Here is a 17,683-nt window from a genome sequence, read left to right on the forward strand (position 1 = left end):
ATGCCGCCTTATTATTCATGTCTTATTTATGTGCAAGCCTCCCGCTTGCAGCGGCTTGTTGATAACAGGCCTCGTCCCGGGCGATCAGATCGACAACTATTCCAGCTGCGATCGCAGCCGGGTGTTTTGATTTTATCGTTGTTACCCCGACCGGGCAGACCATGGTTGAGAGAACGCTGTCACTCAGACCGCGTGTTTTGAGGCGTTTCAGGAACCGGGCCCGCTTGGTTTTGGAACCGATAACACCACTGTATTCAAAGCGTTGAGCGAGAAGCGCGCGGGCCATGATCTCTTCATCGAGACCATGTGAATGGGTCATGGCAAGAACGAAAGCTCCATCCGGCGCATCCGCGAGTGCTTTCGCCGGGTCCGAAATGCAGACCTTCGTGACATTGGCCGGCACAGCGGACGGAAACTGCTCGGCTCTGCTATCGATCCAAACGATCGAAAACGGCAAGGGCGCCAGCGCCAGAACGAGTGCCTTTCCGACATGCCCGGCACCGAAGAGATAAAGTGTCCGCCGCGTTTCGCCGAATTGTTCGATCAGAAGCTCTTTGCCGTTCACGTCCACTATTTCAAATGCGCTTTTGGACACTTGATCCGCGACCTCCCGTTCGCGAACGGAGCCGTTGTCGATTATCGCATGAGTTACGAACGGATACGGTTTGCTTTCTTCAAGTGCCAGCCGTTCCGCGGTTTTCAGCTGTTCCGACACAAAGACTTCGATCGCGATTTTGGCCCGGCCACCACAACACTGGCCGAGATCGGGTCCAAGAGAAACGGTTTGGAGTTCGAAACCGGCCGTTTTGCTGCTTGCAGCCTTTGCTGCCTGGCGGATCACTTCAAATTCCAAAGTACCGCCGCCGATCGTGCCGAAAAACCCGCCGTCCGGCCGCACAATCATCCGTGCGCCGGGTTCCCGTGGTGTCGACCCGCCGGTTTCAGCGACCGTGACGAGGGCACAGGCGCCGCTGCTTTTCAGGCAGTTAGCAATGTGCCCCCAGACCTTCATGCAAAGACCTTTCTTGAGCGCACATCCCGGACAGCCTTCATGATTGCCTCGGGTGTTGCCGGCGCATCAAGATTTGGAATTTGGCCCGGTGCGATGCTCGCCACCGCGTCATTGATGGCGCAGAAGACAGCGTTTGCAAGCATCACCGGTGGTTCGCCGACCGCCTTCGACCGGTAGACAGTGTCCTGCGGATTGCCGTTCCCGTTGTAAAGGCTGACGTTGAACTCCTCGGGAATGTCCGATGCCGTCGGAATCTTGTAAGTCGACGGGGCATGGGTGCGCAGCCGGCCCTTTTCATCCCATACGAGTTCTTCAGTGGTCAGCCAGCCCATTCCTTGCACGAACCCGCCCTCAATCTGGCCAAGATCGATCGCAGGGTTCAGCGAATGGCCAACATCGTGAAGGATATCAACCCGGTCGACTGTCATTTCACCGGTCATGGTGTCGATTGTGACCTCAGCGCAGGCGCCACCGAAGGCGAAGTAAAAAAACGGGCGGCCGGTTACGCTTTCCCGGTCCCAGGTGATGCCGGGTGTTGCGTAAAACCCGGCGTGGGACATTTGAATCCGCGCCATATGCGCCTGTTTGGCGACTTCCGCCAGAGCATAACTCTGATCACCAATGATGACCTTGTTGTCTCCGAAATGAATGGCTTCCGGACCGCACTGGTGCTGCTCGCACAAGAACGAGATCAAGCGTCCCTTGATTTCCTGCGCTGCAAGTTTTGCAGCCATGGCGTTCAAGTCTGTCCCGGAAGACGCGGCTGTTGGGCCGGTGTTGGGCACCTTGGAGGTATTGGTTGCGGTGATCCGCACCTTGTCCAGTGTCACGCCAAATTCTTCGGCAACGACCTGGGCGACCTTTTGATAGAGCCCCTGCCCCATCTCGGTGCCGCCGTGGTTCAAATGAACTGATCCGTCGGTGTAGAGATGAACCAGCGCGCCTGCTTGGTTGAGGTGTTTCAGCGTGAAGGAAATGCCGAATTTTACTGGCGTCAAAGCCAGCCCCTTTTTCAGGACGGCGTTGACCGCATTGAAATCACGGACATCGTCGCGCCGGGACCAGTAATCTGAGTTCTCTTCGAGCTGGGCGATGAGATCATGCATCACCGCATATTCTTCTACCGGCATGCCATAGGGTGTCAGATTGCGCTCGCCGTCATAAAAGTTCAGCTTGCGGATATCCAATGGATCCCTGCCGGTCTTGATAGCAATCGCATCAATCATGCGCTCTGCCGCCAACATGCCTTGTGGCCCACCAAATCCGCGGAACGCAGTGTTTGAGCACGTGTCCGTTTTCAAACGGCGGGACCGGATTGCCGCATCTGGGTAGAAATAGCTGGAATCGGCGTGAAACAACGTGCGGTCGTTTACACCAAGGGACAGATCTACCGAGTAGCCGCACCGGGCCAGAAACTCCATATCGACCGCGCGGATCTTGCCGGTCCCATCATGGCCGATGGTCCAGTCAACGCGGAAATCATGCCGCTTGCCCGTCATGATCATGTCGTCATCACGATCGAGCCGGACCTTGCATGCCCGGCCCGTGGCATGAGCGGCAAGCACGGCCAGGCTCGCCCATTGGTTCGCCTGGGACTCCTTGCCGCCAAAGCCACCGCCCATGCGCCGGACTTCCGCGGTGACCAACGCATCCGGCACCCCGAGGACCTTGGCCACGGTGTGCTGCACTTCCGTCGGGTGCTGGGTCGAAGTGTGCACCAGCATGCCGCCCGCTTCCTGCGGCACGGCCATGGCGATCTGCCCTTCCAGGTAGAAATGCTCCTGCCCGCCAATGCGGAAGGACCCGGACAAGACCTCTTCAGCCGCTGTCATGCCGGTTTCAGGGGACCCGCGCCGGAACTGGTAGTCCGGCAGCACCATTGTTTCTGCAGCTTCCGCGTCTTCCTGCGTCAGAATTGGCGGGATCGGCGCAACCTCGATTTTGGCCTTAAGGGCTGCCTTGCGCGCCTGATCCCTCGTCTCAGCGACAACGGCAAAGACAACCTGGCCGTAAAACAGGATTTCACCGTTTGCCAAAACCGGATCATCGCCAAAGCCGGACGAACAATCGTTGGTTCCCGGAATATCCTCAGATGTTAGTACGGCGACGACGCCGTCACTTGCGCTTACATCGGTCAGGTCGATGGAACTGATCTTTCCGCGGACTGCAGATCGCTCCCAGCCCGGAACGACATGCAGCGTGCCAACGGCCTCTGTGAGGTCGTCAATGTATGGCGCTGTGCCGGTGACATGCATTTCTGCACTGTCATGGGCTAAAGGTTTCCGCACGTGTTTCAGCGGAGCAGTCACTTTGCTCTGATCAAGCGGCGCGGTCATGATCTGCCTCCCGCTTTGCCAAAACGCGGACACTTTCCGCTGCCGTTCCGTCGGTTTCCATCAAAGCCTTCGCGAGCAATGCCCGCGCCGTTTCCATGCGGTACTCGGCGCTTGCCCGCATATCCGTCAATGGCGTGAAGTCGCTGTTGAGAGCCTCAATGGCGGCAGCCCAGGTCGATGCATCCTCCAGGATCGCGCCCTTCAAAGCGGCCTCCGCTCCGCTGGCACGCTTCGGTGTCCCGGCCATGCCGCCATAAGCAATCCGCGCATCGATGATCCGCCCATCGACGATAGTGAACCGGAAGGCGGCCATGACGGATGAGATGTCCTGATCAAAGCGCTTAGAAATCTTGTAGCAGTGAAAGACTTGATTGGCGGAGGGCCGCGGAACAAACAGCCCGGTCACAAATTCCCCGGGAAGACGGTCCTGTTTTCCGTAGTCGATGAAGAAGTCTTCCAAGGCCAGAGCGCGATCAGTGTCTGCAGATTGGAGCTCCAGAGTTGCGCCAAGTGCAATGAGCGCGGGAGGGGAATCTCCGATCGGCGATCCGTTGGCGATGTTGCCGCCAACCGTTCCGGATGCGCGAACCTGCTTTGATCCAATCCGCTTCCATAGTTCGCCCAAATCCGGGGAGATTCGCGTCATCGCGGCCTCAGTCGCGGCAAAGGTCGCCGTCGCCCCCATCAAAATACCGGACTCGCTTTCCTCGACCCTGTCGAGGCCCTCGATCCGACCGAGCCAGATGGTTTTAGGCAGATCGCGCAGATGTTTTGTAATCCAGAGCCCGACATCGGTCGCACCGGAGACCAGGGTCGCATCTGGATGCTGACCATAAAGCGCCGCCAAGCCATCCAAAGACGCCGGCGAGGAGAAAAACCTGTCACTGGTACCGAGGAAAATATCCCGGCTGTCAGCCAGTTTCTTTAGTTGCTCACGAGTTTCATTCGACCGCCAGGTGAACGCGTCATCCGCGAGGTTGAAACAAGCCTCCAGCGCAGCATCGACGATGGGACGATAACCCGTACACCGGCAAAGATTTCCGGCGAGCCATTCCGTGACCGTCTTGCGGGATTTCGCTTCACCTTCTGCATGATACAGGGTGAACAGCGTCATGATGAAACCCGGCGTACAGAACCCGCATTGAGACCCGTGAAGTTCCATCATGGCCTGCTGAACCGGATGCAGCCGCTTGTCCTGAGCAAGATCCTCCACGGTCACCAGTTCTGTGCCGTCGACCATACCCAAGAGCTGAATGCAGCTGTTCACAGGCTGATAAATCAGCCTGCCATCAATGACCCGGCCAAGCGCGACGGTGCAGGCACCGCAATCCCCCTCCCCGCAGCCTTCTTTCGTGCCGGTTTCCTTCCTTCGGAGCCGCAAATAATCAAGAACCGTCTCGGTCGGCCCGACATCGTGCAGCTCGACGATTACTCCGCCTTTGATGAACCGGATCGTGTCCCGCATCCCTCAACTCCCCCGATAGGTTGAATAGCCGAACGGCGAGAGCAACAACGGCACATGGTAATGCGCGTTTGCGTCAGCGATCCCGAAGCGGATTGGAACGATATCCAGAAAAAGTGGATCCGGGAGGGTTTGATTGGTGCGTTTCAGATACTCACCTGCATGGAATCGGAGTTCATAGGTTCCGATCTGAAACACATCGCCGGAGAGAATTGCACTGTCGACCCGGCCGTCGTCGTTGGTCACATGGCTCGAAATGTGAGCCGGTGTACCGCCCGCAGACCAAAGCTCTATCCTAAGGCCCTTTGCAGGGACTCCCAAAGCGGTATCCAGAACGTGCGTTGTCAAACGCCCCATCAGTCTCTCCCTCTTGCGGCAGTGCCGCAAAATCCATCAGATTAAAAATGTGCCTGAAATGGACGCAGATCCAAAGCGCTCATTTGCGTACTTAATGATGCCTAATTGGCATCAATGGATGCTAGCCGCTCTTTCAAGGCGAACACCGCGTGATCAAAAAACATCGCCGGGGCCAATGCCAAGGCGCGCAAAGACGATGTTACCACACAAAGACGATCAGCCTGAAGAGGTTGATCCTTCAATGGCTTAAAGATCAAATGTCCGGCTTCAATATCTTCTTCGCAGCCAATCTGCGTTTGAAAGCCAATGACATTCTCATCCCGCGCCAGTGCTCGCATCAACCGCAAGGAGTTCGCCTCAACATAGGTCATGGATGCACCAGGAATTCGGCTCCGAATGACATCAATCCGGGCTCGGATCGACAAACCTTCTGCCGGCAAGGCAACCGGATAGCGAAGACAATCGGCAAGACCCAGTCCGTTTTCGTCCGCCAGAGGATGGTTGGGGGCCATCACCGCGCCAATCACCAGATCATGATGGAAGGCTGCGGTCAGGGTCGACATGTCGGGAGGGTCGAAGGTGAACCCGACATCCGCTTCGGCCGCTTCTACCTTCCTGGCCGCTTCCTGCGAAGAGGAAACCGAAACGTTGACATGGATGCCGGGATAGGTACGGCGGAACGAACTGATGACCGCAGGCAACAACCGCTCTGCAACGCTCTCCACGGATGCGATGGAGACGGTTCCCCGGCGCAATCCCTTCAACGCATCCAGTTCAGCAACCGTGCCTTCAAAGTCGGAATAGGTCCGCCGGATGTGCGCCAGCAGCACCTCGCCGGCCTGAGACAACCGCATCCTCCGGCCTACGCGCTCAAAGAGCTGCAAGCCAAGGGCTTCTTCAAGCCACAGTATTTGCCGGTTGACTGCGGACGAGGCAACATTCAGCTCGCGCGATGCGGCCCGGATAGACCCAGCCTCGGCAGCGGCAAGAAAGTACCGCATTGCCGGGCTGTAGAGGTTTCGGGCCAGCTCCTGCGCGCGCGCTGAACGCATTTTCTACCGTCCTTACGGGATCAGAACGGTCGTGCCGGTGGTTTTCCGGCCTTCCAGATCGGTGTGCGCCTGGACCGCGTCGGCCAAACGGTACTCCTGGTTGACCGCGATCTTCACAATGCCTTTCGCGACAACATCAAACAGATCGCCGGACGTCGTCTCCAGCTGTTCGCGGGTCGCGATATAGCTGAAGAGTGTTGGCCGGGTTGCAAACAGGGATCCCTTTTGTGCGAGCAACGCGAGATTGAAATCCTGGATCGGGCCGGAGGATTGACCGAAGCTGACCCACAGCCCACGTGGCTTCAGGCAATCCAGCGACCCTGGATAGGTGTCCTTGCCCACAGAATCATAGACAACGTCACAGCCCTTGCCGCCGGTGATTTCCTTGACCCGCTCAACGAAGTTTTCGGTTCTGTAATTGATGACATCCTGGTAGCCGTTGGCCTTCGCTAGATCGACTTTTTCCTGCGACCCTGCTGTGCCAATCACCGTTGCCCCAAGATGGGCTGCCCATTGCCCGGCGATCAGGCCAACGCCCCCGGCTGCGGCATGAAACAGCAGAGTTGTCTCCGGACCGACATTGAAGGTTTGGCGGAGCAGATACTGCGCAGTCATGCCCTTCAGCATCATGCCGGCCGCGGCTTTGTCATCAATTCCGTCAGGAATGACCACAAGGCGATCCGCCGGAATGATCCGCTCTTGAGCATAGGCGCCAAGCGGACCGACATAGGCCACACGATCACCCGGCTTTATGTGGGAAACGCCCTCACCGACTGTCTGAACAATACCCGCGCCTTCATTTCCTGGAATGAATGGCACCCCATCGGGTGCCGGATAAAGGCCGGACCGGAAATAGGTGTCGATGAAATTAAGACCGATCGCCGTATGCCGGATGCGCGCCTCACCAGGCCCCGGCTCCCCCAACTCAACATGCTCCCAGGTTAAAACTTCGGCGCTGCCTGTCTCATGCACACGGATTGCCTGTACCATATCAACTCCCACAAATATTCATCATGATTGCACGCGGACACTTGGTGCAGATCGTTGCAAAGACCATATCCAGCCCGCCACAACGATGCCAGTGCGAAACGAAGAACACACTGTTTACAGTCGATTAGGAGCTAAAGCTGGGACAGGTTCCGGTTGAGTGGCTGATCAATCCACGCGATCGATCAGCTGCTGAACCGCGGACACCGAGAAGAGATAAAGGCTGGCAGCTGTAAAGAGGATTGCTGCCCAAGTGCTCAACACCATGCCATCCCAGATCGCAAGCGCTGCGAGCGCCATCCAGACAAGCGTGACCGGAAGGGTCAGCCAGCGCCAGCGTTTGACGCGGACAGGATGGACGAAGCGGATCGGCGCAAAGGTGAGGACACAGCACACAATGACAGCGGCAATGGTGAAAGCTTCGGACGGCGACAGCACCATGAGACCGAACACCACCATATTCCAGCCTGCCGGGAAGCCCTTGAAGGATCCGTCCGGCGTTTTCATGCCGTTGTCTGCAAAATAGAGCGCACCGGTGAACACAACGAGGCCGCCGCAGATCCAGTTCCACGGACTGGAGAGCATCAGGCTCCAGGACAGTGCAAAGGCCGGAAGGAACACATAGGTGGCATAGTCGATGACAAAATCGAGGGATGCCCCCGACCAGCGCGGCAGGCGCTCAGCGATGTTGTACTTGCGCGCAAGCGGGCCATCAATTCCGTCGACAAAAAGCGCCAGTCCAAGCCAGGCAAACATCTCGTCCCATTTGCCCTGCGCACCGGCAAGCAGCGCAATCAACGCAATCGGGGCTCCGGAGGCTGTCAGAATGTGGATTAAAAACAGCGCGGGTTCCGGCGCGACTTTGCCAGGCGTTACGTCCGTCACGGGCCTAGGTCCTCGTTTAAACAATAAGATCCGCGCGGAGTTGCATTTCTTTTTCCGTGGCGCGGCGGCTCCCAATTCTTCGCCCTGATAAGAGTGCTAAGGAGTCAACAGCTTCTATTTGTATTGCAAATCGATGACAGTGTGAACCGCAAAAGGAGAGAAACACTTCAAACTGCCATGTTTCTAAGTAGCGCCTTGGCCGAGAACCATTCCAAGAGCAAGTGCACCGCCCCACACAAGCAAAAATATCCCGATCCCAATTGGGAAAGCCCGGCTGGGAAATGTTTTTTCCAAAGCCATCACCGCGCCAAGCAATGCAATCCAGAGGATGTTCATCAACCCGACCGCGAACATCACTGTCATGACGGCCCAGCAGCAACCAAGGCAAATCCAACCCTGTGCCAGCCCCTCACGAAAGGCAGACTGGGCACCATATTCGCCGCTGTTCCGGGCAAAGGACCATCTGGGATACCAGCACCGTTCTAGACAGGCGCGCTTCGCCGGAGTGAATTGATACAGGCCCGCGGCAAGCAAAACAGACGTGGTAAGCGCCATGCTGACCGGCGCCATCATGTCGGACAACGCGCCAATTTTGGACAAACCAACCTGCGCGGCGGTCGCAACTAACGCATAGCCGATCCAGACAGCGAGATATCCGAACACAACTGCCACGGTTGCCGAAAAGGCTGATTTGGTCTGAGTGCCCTCAATAGACACATACCGGTGAAACGCCCTCACCATGGGCGTCGCGGACGGCAGCATCATCGCCAGTGCCATCATGGCCCACATCATGAAAATCTTGGCAATGTCGATGCCCGTCAACGCCACGCCGGGCATGCCGAATGTTGCGCCGGCCGGCAAACAAAGGGCTGCAAGCGCTGCCCTGGCCTCTTCCGGCAAACCGCGCATGAAATTGAACTGATTGAACAGAATCATTCCCGGCCCGGCTTCAGCCATGTCCATGCTTGGAACCATGGCCGCGACCATAACAATCAAATAGGACCAGCCGCTCACTGTCAGCGCCGCGACGACCAAAAGAACAAGCGGCCATCCCCGCTGCGTTTCGCCGATCTGCGGTTTCAAGCCATCAGGAGAATGCAAAACAGTCATAGGTGTTGTCTTGAGCCGGTTTTATTGCCAATTTCGTGCAGAACCTACCGCGGAAATCAGCCCAACGAATTGATATTTCTCATGGAGCAGACCACTCAGTAGACGCATTGAGGATAGACTTGCCGTCCTGCGTGATTTGGTCCCGTTGACCTTTCTGCAGTAAAGCCCAACATCCTAAGGCAAGTTGCAACAAGTCTTTAAGTGCGGAAACGAGCATGGCCCGGGCGAAGAAAGAAATCACGTGTGATGCAGTTGTTGTCGGTGGTGGCCCGTCTGGGCGGATCACTGCGCTGGCGCTAGCGAAGACCGGTGTCAAAACAGCTTTGGTAGCCCCTCTTGACGCGCCTCAAGACGCGCGGACAACGGCCCTCTGGAAAAAATCGATCGATCTCCTCAAAGACCTCGGTATCTGGGACGACATTCTGCCAACGGCAGAACCCTTGAAAACGATGCGCATGATTGATGGATCCAAACGCCTGATCCGCTCGCCCGAGACCCTTTTTGAAAGCGCTGAACTTGGCGTTGAAGAGTTTGGCTACAACATCATCAACGCCGAACTGAACAATGTGCTGGCCGCTGCTTGTTCCGCTGAGGAAAATCTCACTTGCGTCGATGACTTCGCTGAAAATGCTGCATTTTCCGAAGAAAAAGCCGTTATCACCACAAAGCCCGGGACAACCGTTTCTGCAGATCTCGCTGTTGCAGCCGATGGCCGTAACTCGCTTCTGCGGACTTCGGCCGGGATAGAGGTCAAGCGCTGGTCCTATCCACAGACTGCCCTTGTGCTCAATCTCGAGCACACGCTGCCACACCGCGGTATCTCGACCGAATTCCACACACCAACCGGACCGTTCACGCTTGTTCCGCTGCCTGGCCGGCAGTCCTCTTTGGTCTGTGTCGAGACGGCAGAAACCGCTGGGCGGTTGAAAACCATGGACAAGACGCTGCTCGCACGGGAGTTGGAAGACCGGGCACGCTCAATTCTCGGCAAGTTCACTGTGATTTCCGAACCGCAAACCTTCCCGCTGTCTGGCATGACCGCCCAGTCGGTGATTTCAGATCGTTTGGCTCTGATCGGGGAAACGGCGCACGTTTTCCCACCAGTTGGCGCGCAGGGCCTGAACTTGTCCATGCGCGATATTGCGGATTTAATATCGGCTGTGGCTGCGGCTCAGGCAAAAGGACTGGACATCGGCAGCCCGGAAGCCCTGAGAACTTTTGAGCACAAGCGGATGGCCGATATCCGGTCTCGGACCAATGCAGTTGATATTTTGAACCGGTCTCTTTTGACAGACTTCCTGCCGGTTCAGGCCGCCCGAAGCGCGGGCATGTATCTGGCCGGCAAGATTGGCCCCTTCCGCCGTTTGCTCATGCGCGAAGGGATGGCGCCGGGAACCGGATTTCAGCTGCGCCCATAACTCTAGTCACAGTGTAGGTGCTTTAGCGCGATTTCTTTCTGCTGTGGTAGGTCAAGGCCATCCCGATCATCTGCCTCAACTCCGGCAGAGGCAGGGGTTTGGCGAGGGAAAGGTGCAGGCTGCGGTCTCCGCCGAATGCGAGATCTGGAAAAAGACCCCGCCATTCCGACACAAGACTGGTGCTGCAAGAAACATAAAGGGCAATATCGCCCAACTCAGTATCATCTTTTGCGATCCGGATCGTCGTTCCTGATTTGGGTTTCTCGGTCAGATAGCTCGGCTGCCCCCATTTGAGCGTTTCGACAATTTTGCCTGCGCCATCTGTTTCGACAGCCGTCTCGAGGATCAGGCGGCGAAGCTCTAGCAATCCGTCACGAATTTGGGTTGGTTCCCGCTCGATTAGTGACAATGCGTCGGCTTCTGGCACATCACCCTCCCCGCATGACTTCTGCAAACCCGGTCGGCAGTGCGCCTGTAGTGATGGCCCAAATGAAGGTGGTGACCGTGACAATCGAAACAAGCGTACCGATCAGGACGAAGCTCGAGGCGCGCTGCACATAAGTCCCATAGTGCTGGGCGATCACGAACACGTTTGTCGCCGGCGGCAAACACGCCATCAGGACTGCCGTCGCGATCCAGACCGGATCGATATTGCCGAGCCACATCAAAAGCATAAAGATCAGCAACGGATGCACGATCAGTTTCACCGCTAGAACAATCGGCAGTTCAATCGGGATCCGGCCAATTGGCCGGATTGCAATGCTGACCCCCATGGCAAAGAGTGCACAAGGGGCTGCGGCGTTGCTCAAATAAACCAGAAGTGTCGAAAACGCCTGGGGCTGCTGCAGCTCAAAAGCAGCAGCCAATACCCCTGCGATGGTCGCCAGAATGAACGGGTGGCTGAAGATCCGCCAAAGAATGCTTTTGATCGTATCTGCGATGCTTTGATCTTCAGCGCCCGCGACCGCCATCATCATCGGCGCCAGAATGAACATCAGGGCGTTGTCGAACGACAGGATAAGCGCCGTCGGCACTGTTGCATCTTCTCCGAGAACCGCGAGCGTTAGACCGGGGCCCATATAGCCGACATTGGAATAAGCACCTGCGATCCCGAGAATGGTTGATTCGGCAATGCTGCCCCGTGTGGCGACAACACCGATACAAAAGGCAACGGCGAACACGATATACGTTGTGAATGTTGTTGCGGCGATGAACGCGAAGTTTGCCAGCTCCTCGAACGGAGTGCCGGACAACAGCCGGAAAAACAATGCGGGCAGCGCCAGATAGACGACGAAAAAGTTCATCCAGCCGAGACCGGCTTCCGGGATCTGTTTGATTTTTCCGGCCGCATAGCCCAGGAAAATCAACCCGAAAAACGGTAGGGAAAGCGAGATGACGTTCTGCATACTGGATTCAAAATACTTGTGATTGGCAGGTCGGTTGAGGTCCACCTCGGCTCGATGCTTGCATAATGCTGCGGCCTTCGATATTGACCCCTGCATGCAAGACGGCGCGCCGGATCGCATTCCAAACAGGTCTTGCGGCGAACCGCAAGGCCATAACGTTCCGCAAGCCGCTTGTCCCGTGTGCTTTTGACGGGACGGTGAAAAAAACTCAGGCCATGTGGACCGGGACTGTCCACCATCAGTGACCAGCTCTGCTTCAATGACGTTTCGAAACCACCTTGAGAGCCTTCTGCTGTCAGCGGCGATTGGCCTTTTTCGACTGTTCCCGGTGGATTTTGCCTCCCTGGTTGATGGGCCGTTGCTGGCGCTGGATTGCACCGATGAATGCTCGCCACAAACGGGCGCTGACGCATCTGAAAAACGCGTACCCGGACATGCCGCTCAAGGAGCGGGAAAATATCGTTCTGGGGATGTGGGACAACCTTGGAAGGGTCGCTGCCGAGACCTTCCATATCGACCGGCTCTTGCATCAGGATCATCGGTTCGAGGCCGATGCCGACGAGATAACGCAGGCGGTTCTTCGCGGCGAACAGGCCGCGCTGTTCGTGTCGTTTCACAGTGGCAATTGGGAAATGTGCGTTCAACCCGCGGTGATGGGTGGTCTTGAGATTACCGGGGTCTATCAGGCTCTGAAGAACCCGGAGGCAGACAAGGCGCTTCGCTCGTTGCGTAAGGATCTTTATAAGGGCGGTTTGTTGTCGAAAGGCCACCAGACAGCGCGGAAGATCCTGTCGACCCTGAAAGCTGGCGGGATCGTCGCCATTATGGGTGACCTTCGCGAGACCCGGGGAATTCAGGTCCCGTTTTTCGGTCAAATGGCTTATGCGAACCCGATTCCCGCCTCTCTGGCCCGCTCCTGCGGTGTGCCGATTGTCCTTGGACGAGTGATCCGAAAGAACGGCGTAAACTTCCGCATAGAAGGGCGCGCAATCTCCGTCCCCGTCACAGATGACCGGCAGGCGGACATTGAATCGGCCACAGTCCAGATCCATGAGATTTTTGAAGAATGGATTCGTGAGCATCCTGAGCAATGGATGTGGATCCATAAGAAATGGGCTGCGGCTGGAAGCGCCGCTCCGGCGAAGGACGCTGCGTAAGCGGGCTGCGCCTGTCCGCCTTTCGGAGCAGTTGCAGTGCAACAATTGGAAGATATGCTAGGGCCACAATTGTGGAGGACAGCATTTTGACCAAAACCCCGAGCGCATTTTACAAACCCCTTGCGATTGGCGCGCCGGATCCCTTCCGTGAACTGCCCGTAACCCTGGAGCGGATGATCCATTTCGTCCCGCCGCATATTGAGAAAATGCGCGCAAAAGTGCCGGATCTTATTGCAAAGGTAGACGTGGTTCTCGGCAATCTCGAGGACGCAATTCCCGCCGATGCCAAAACGGACGCGCGCCGTGGTTTCATCCAGATGGCACAAGACAACGATTTCGGCCAAACAGGGCTATGGACACGGGTCAACTGCTTGAACAGCCCCTGGTTTTTGGACGATCTGATGGAAATTGTTCCGGCGGTCGGCGAAAAACTCGATGTCATCATGCTGCCGAAAGTCGAGGGCCCTTGGGACATTCACTATCTCGACCAGCTTCTGGCGCAGCTTGAAGCCAAGGCGGGCATCAAGAAACCGATCCTCATCCACGCGATCCTTGAGACCGCAGAAGGTGTGAAGAATGTCGAAGCGATTGCCGCTGCAAGTCCGCGGATGCACGGCATGAGCCTCGGGCCAGCTGATCTTGCAGCCTCACGCGGCATGAAAACCACACGGGTTGGCGGCGGACATCCAGATTATGCAGTTCTTGCAGATCCAACCGAAGGGGCGGCAAGAACGGCTTACCAGCAGGATCTTTGGCATTACACGGTCGCAAAGATGGTGGATGCCTGCCTATCGTATGGATTGAAGCCGTTTTATGGGCCGTTCGGCGATTTTTCCGATACAGATGCATGCGAGAGCCAATTCCGCAATGCGTTCCTCATGGGCTGCCTCGGTGCCTGGTCACTGCACCCGACACAAATCGACATTGCCAAACGCGTCTTTTCGCCAGATCCCGGCGAAGTTGCCTTTGCTAAAAAGATCCTTGAGGCCATGCCTGACGGAACGGGCGCGGTCATGATCGATGGAAAGATGCAAGATGACGCGACCTGGAAGCAGGCCAAGGTGATTGTTGACCTGGCTAAAGTTGTCGCGTCCAAGGATGCCGATCTTGCAGAAGTGTACGGTCTTTAGAATTCGGCAAGTTTACCGAGCTAATATTGACACTTAGACCCCTTGCATGTGCACAATAGGAAAGCTACTTCCTGCACATGCAAGCAGTTGGCGATTGAGTATTCATGCGTACGGCAAAATTCAAAATTGGTCAGGTCGTTCGGCACCGGGTGTATCCCTTTCGAGGGGTAATCTTCGATGTCGACCCGACCTTCAGCAACACCGAAGAATGGTGGGATGCCATTCCAGAGGACGTTCGTCCGAAACGTGATCAGCCGTTTTATCATCTGCTCGCCGAGAACGATGAAACCGAGTATGTCGCTTATGTCAGCGAACAGAATCTCGTGCCCGACATGACCGGAGAGCCGGTGCGCCATCCTCAGGTTGCAGAGATCTTCGAAGAACAGTCAGACGGGTCTTATCTGCCGCGGGTTGTGGAGATGCACTGAAGATCTTTATGATTATTAGCTGCAAAGATTGAATGCCGGATCGTTTGGTCCGGCTTTTTTGTTGGCCTCGTCCCTGTTTTGACGACACAAACAAAAAGGGCCGGAGCGTGTACGCTCCGGCCTCATCAGATCTCATCTGAAAGAAGGAACTTACTGATTGGCCGCGTTCTGTGCGTCAATCAGCTTCTGACGTGCTTCATCAGCCCGTTTCTGCAACTCGTTCTGCAATTCTTCCTGACGCTTTTGCAGCTCAGCAATGTCCATCGGCTCGCCGTCATAAACCTTGGTGAAGCCAATCAGCGTGACGTCGAAAGCGATTTCCTTGCCTTGCTGGTTGAACGGGATGACCCGCATGCCACCACCCTGCTTCATCGCGTTGACGAAATTGCTGTCAATTGCCAACTCGGCATAACACGCATTCGGCGCACAGATGCTGTACTTGCCCTGAACCGGCTTGCTGTCATCGATCTGGATGCGAACGCCCGGCTGAATCAGAACGCCGGTCGGAACAGCCACCAGAAGTTTTTTCCGAGCTTCGCCTTCAACTTCTTGAATGGCGACATTGCTCAGGAACTGACCTGTATTCGTCCGCAGCTCTATAGATATGAAGCAGACTTCCTTGTTGTTGGTCTGCTCGTTCGCGTTACACGCTTTTGTCCAAGGGCTCTCATCTTCCTGGGCAATTGCGGGAGCACTTGCGAAAGAAGACAGGGTCACGAGCGCGGCGGCGGCGCCAGCGATCAATCCTCTTTTCAAAACACTCTTCATCGAAACGTCCTCAATCGTGGATGTGCAAATCTTTGCGCTGTTCTGTGACATTCCGCATACAACCGCAAGACCCGGCCGCGCTTTCATGTCGGTTTTCCATGGTAAGACATCCAATTTGGGCAAGAGGGTGACCGATATGCAACGCACTTTCCGATCTGCGAAACAATTCTGAATATCCAACAGTTTCCTGCTTGTTCGGCGCGCTGCCTTTATTTCCTTGTGGTACGCTTTTGAAATGAGAATCAACCGGTTTTCCGTATTTGAGATGTTCAATTGGCCGCGGCATTCAAAAAAAAGCAGCTGTGCGAAAACCGCACGGACGTTGCTGTTTGCCATTTCTCTCGGCATGGCCAATGTGTTTTCGACACTTCTTGCTCCCCTTGCATATTCGGGCGACGACTCGGTCGAATGGTCTCATGGCATCGCCATGCATGGCGAACCGGCCCTGCCACCAGATACGCCTTTTCCATACGCAAATCCTGATGCACCGAAGGGCGGTTCTATCACCTTGGGTGTTCAAGGGACTTTCAACAGCCTGAATTCCTTCATTGTTCAAGGCGGCTGGACGTCGGCCCGCGGCATGCGGGAACGTCAGTTCGGCAACAATATTTTTGAAAGCCTTCTTGTCCGGTCTTACGCAGAACCGTTTTCCCTTTATGGGCTGCTCGCGCAGCGCGTTCGAATGCCGGACAGCCGCGAATGGATCGAGTTTGAGCTCAATCCGGATGCCAAATTTTCAGATGGTTCGCCGGTTACAGTTGAAGACGTGATCTTTTCCCTTGAAATCATAGAGAAAAAGGGACGTCCGCCGTTCCGCAACTGGTATGCGCAGATCAAGGAGAAGATTGTCACAGCGCCCAACCGGCTGAAACTGGTTTTCGAAAACGGCGACAACCGGGAACTGCCCCTGCTGGTTTCCCTTGCCCCGGTCTTCTCCAAGAAACACACAGATGCCGAGAAGTTCGACCGCTCGACCCTCACACCGCTTGTTGCCTCCGGCCCCTACACATTCAAAACCATCGAGCCTGGCCGGCTGGTGGTTTATGAGAAATATCCGGACTACTGGGCGAAAGACCTACCGGTAAAAAGGGGTTTCGACAATTTCGATGAGATCCGGGTCGAATACTACCGCGATGAGACCACGCTCCAGGAATCATTCAAGAAAGGCCTCATCGACTTTCTGAAATTCGGTGACCCCGTTCGCTGGGCCACTGGCTTTGACTTTCCTGCCGCCAAGGATGGCGATGTCATCAAGCTGGAGATACCTCGTGGTGTTCCGGCGCCAACGCAAGGCATGGCGTTCAACACCCGGCGAGACCAATTCTCCGACAGAACCACCCGCAAAGCGCTCAGGATGCTGTTCGACTTCAAGTGGGTAAACGACAATCTCTACTATGGGCTCTACAGACGGACTTCCGGTTATTGGGACAATTCCGAACTGTCGTCGATCGGCCGGCCTGCAAGCGCACGAGAACGCGCGTTGCTTGCCCCGTTCCCCGATGCTGTTGACCCGGACGTTTTAGACGGCACGTGGCGGCCGGCGGACGCGGATGGCTCCGGCCGGGACCGGAAAGTTCTCCGTGCGGCCCTGAATGAATTCAAGAAAGCCGGATACACGCTTCAAGACCGCAAACTGATCCATCAGGAAACAGGCGAACCGCTCAGCTTCGAAATCCTGTCCAAGAACGAGGACGAGGAAAAATTGGCTCTTGCCTACATCCGGACCCTGGAATTGCTTGGAATAGAGGCTACGGTTCGCAGTGTTGATCCGTCCCAGTTCGAAGATCGGCGCACGCGGCGCGATTTCGACATGGTGTTCAACACCTGGACGTCTTCGCTGTCTCCGGGCGCAGAACAATACGGGCGCTGGTCATCACAAGCTGCTGAAACTGAAGGATCCTTCAACTTCGTCGGGGCCAGCGAACCGGCGATTGACGCCCTGATCGACGAAATTGTCGGTGCCCGGTCCAGGGAAGACTTTGTCGATGCGGTGCGCGCCTTTGACCGGGTTTTGATCTCAGGGGCCTACTCGGTACCGCTTTATCACTTGCCCGACTATTGGGCCGCACACTGGAAACGTGTTTCGCCACCGAACCATCATTCTCTTTATGGGGATGAACTGGACACGTGGTGGTCAACCTCACTCAACTGATCGGACCTACGGACGACTTGAAA

16 protein-coding genes are annotated in these 17,683 nt (G+C 56.2%); 5 read left to right on the top strand and 11 right to left on the bottom strand.

The window, feature by feature from the left end; genetic code table 11:
• Positions 1–22: 22 nt before the first annotated feature.
• From xdhC to SADFL11_RS05910, 8 genes are all read right to left on the bottom strand, one after another.
• Positions 23–1,012, bottom strand: coding sequence for a xanthine dehydrogenase accessory protein XdhC (gene xdhC, locus SADFL11_RS05875; protein ID WP_008189169.1), 990 nt, complete (start codon positions 1,010–1,012; stop codon positions 23–25).
• Positions 1,009–3,348: a xanthine dehydrogenase molybdopterin binding subunit gene (gene xdhB, locus SADFL11_RS05880; RefSeq protein ID WP_085955862.1), complete on the bottom strand. Its 2,340-nt coding sequence runs from the start codon at positions 3,346–3,348 to the stop codon at positions 1,009–1,011. Before xdhB ends, xdhC begins: the two co-directional genes overlap by 4 nt.
• Entirely contained in the window at positions 3,332–4,813 is a 1,482-nt protein-coding gene (xdhA, locus tag SADFL11_RS05885; RefSeq protein WP_008196388.1) for a xanthine dehydrogenase small subunit, read from the bottom strand. Before xdhA ends, xdhB begins: the two co-directional genes overlap by 17 nt.
• A 3-nt stretch (positions 4,814–4,816) precedes the next feature.
• Positions 4,817–5,167, bottom strand: a complete 351-nt coding sequence (gene uraH / locus SADFL11_RS05890; protein ID WP_040450441.1) for a hydroxyisourate hydrolase — start codon at positions 5,165–5,167, stop codon at positions 4,817–4,819.
• Positions 5,168–5,268: 101 nt separating this feature from the next.
• On the bottom strand, positions 5,269–6,219 hold the full coding sequence (locus SADFL11_RS05895; protein WP_008193348.1) for a LysR family transcriptional regulator: 951 nt from the start codon (positions 6,217–6,219) through the stop codon (positions 5,269–5,271).
• A 12-nt stretch (positions 6,220–6,231) separates the two neighbouring features.
• On the bottom strand, positions 6,232–7,209 hold the full coding sequence (locus SADFL11_RS05900; protein ID WP_008190588.1) for a quinone oxidoreductase family protein: 978 nt from the start codon (positions 7,207–7,209) through the stop codon (positions 6,232–6,234).
• Between the two features lie 165 nt (positions 7,210–7,374).
• Entirely contained in the window at positions 7,375–8,091 is a 717-nt protein-coding gene (locus SADFL11_RS05905) for a CDP-alcohol phosphatidyltransferase family protein (protein ID WP_008194526.1), read from the bottom strand.
• 183 nt (positions 8,092–8,274) lie between these two features.
• Entirely contained in the window at positions 8,275–9,201 is a 927-nt protein-coding gene (locus SADFL11_RS05910; protein WP_008191110.1) for a DUF2182 domain-containing protein, read from the bottom strand.
• A 215-nt stretch (positions 9,202–9,416) separates the two neighbouring features.
• Here SADFL11_RS05910 and SADFL11_RS05915 point away from each other — a divergent pair, with 215 nt between their 5' ends.
• Positions 9,417–10,619: a UbiH/UbiF family hydroxylase gene (locus SADFL11_RS05915; RefSeq protein ID WP_008191402.1), complete on the top strand. Its 1,203-nt coding sequence runs from the start codon at positions 9,417–9,419 to the stop codon at positions 10,617–10,619.
• Positions 10,620–10,641: 22 nt separating this feature from the next.
• Here the strand turns inward: SADFL11_RS05915 and SADFL11_RS05920 are convergent, their stop codons facing one another.
• Complete coding sequence (locus SADFL11_RS05920; protein WP_040450438.1) at positions 10,642–11,046, bottom strand: DUF1801 domain-containing protein; 405 nt, start codon at positions 11,044–11,046, stop codon at positions 10,642–10,644.
• Position 11,047: 1 nt separating this feature from the next.
• A complete protein-coding gene (locus SADFL11_RS05925) occupies positions 11,048–12,025 on the bottom strand; it encodes an AEC family transporter (protein ID WP_008192206.1) in 978 nt (325 codons plus the stop codon).
• Positions 12,026–12,405: 380 nt separating this feature from the next.
• Here SADFL11_RS05925 and SADFL11_RS05930 point away from each other — a divergent pair, with 380 nt between their 5' ends.
• From SADFL11_RS05930 to hspQ, 3 genes are all read left to right on the top strand, one after another.
• A complete protein-coding gene (locus SADFL11_RS05930) occupies positions 12,406–13,182 on the top strand; it encodes a lysophospholipid acyltransferase family protein (RefSeq protein WP_209002743.1) in 777 nt (258 codons plus the stop codon).
• 86 nt (positions 13,183–13,268) lie between these two features.
• Complete coding sequence (locus SADFL11_RS05935) at positions 13,269–14,312, top strand: HpcH/HpaI aldolase/citrate lyase family protein (RefSeq protein ID WP_040452031.1); 1,044 nt, start codon at positions 13,269–13,271, stop codon at positions 14,310–14,312.
• Between the two features lie 104 nt (positions 14,313–14,416).
• Complete coding sequence (gene hspQ / locus SADFL11_RS05940; protein ID WP_040450434.1) at positions 14,417–14,740, top strand: heat shock protein HspQ; 324 nt, start codon at positions 14,417–14,419, stop codon at positions 14,738–14,740.
• Positions 14,741–14,890: 150 nt separating this feature from the next.
• On the opposite strand, the gene SADFL11_RS05945 is transcribed toward hspQ, so the two are convergent.
• Positions 14,891–15,595, bottom strand: coding sequence for an invasion associated locus B family protein (locus SADFL11_RS05945; RefSeq protein WP_008189536.1), 705 nt, complete (start codon positions 15,593–15,595; stop codon positions 14,891–14,893).
• 259 nt (positions 15,596–15,854) lie between these two features.
• On the opposite strand from SADFL11_RS05945, the gene SADFL11_RS05950 reads away from it, so the two are divergent.
• Complete coding sequence (locus tag SADFL11_RS05950; protein WP_134853170.1) at positions 15,855–17,660, top strand: extracellular solute-binding protein; 1,806 nt, start codon at positions 15,855–15,857, stop codon at positions 17,658–17,660.
• Positions 17,661–17,683: the final 23 nt, after the last annotated feature.

Origin of the sequence: Roseibium alexandrii DFL-11, assembly GCF_000158095.2 — a bacterium.
GTDB classification, from domain to species: Bacteria; Pseudomonadota; Alphaproteobacteria; order Rhizobiales; family Stappiaceae; genus Roseibium; species Roseibium alexandrii.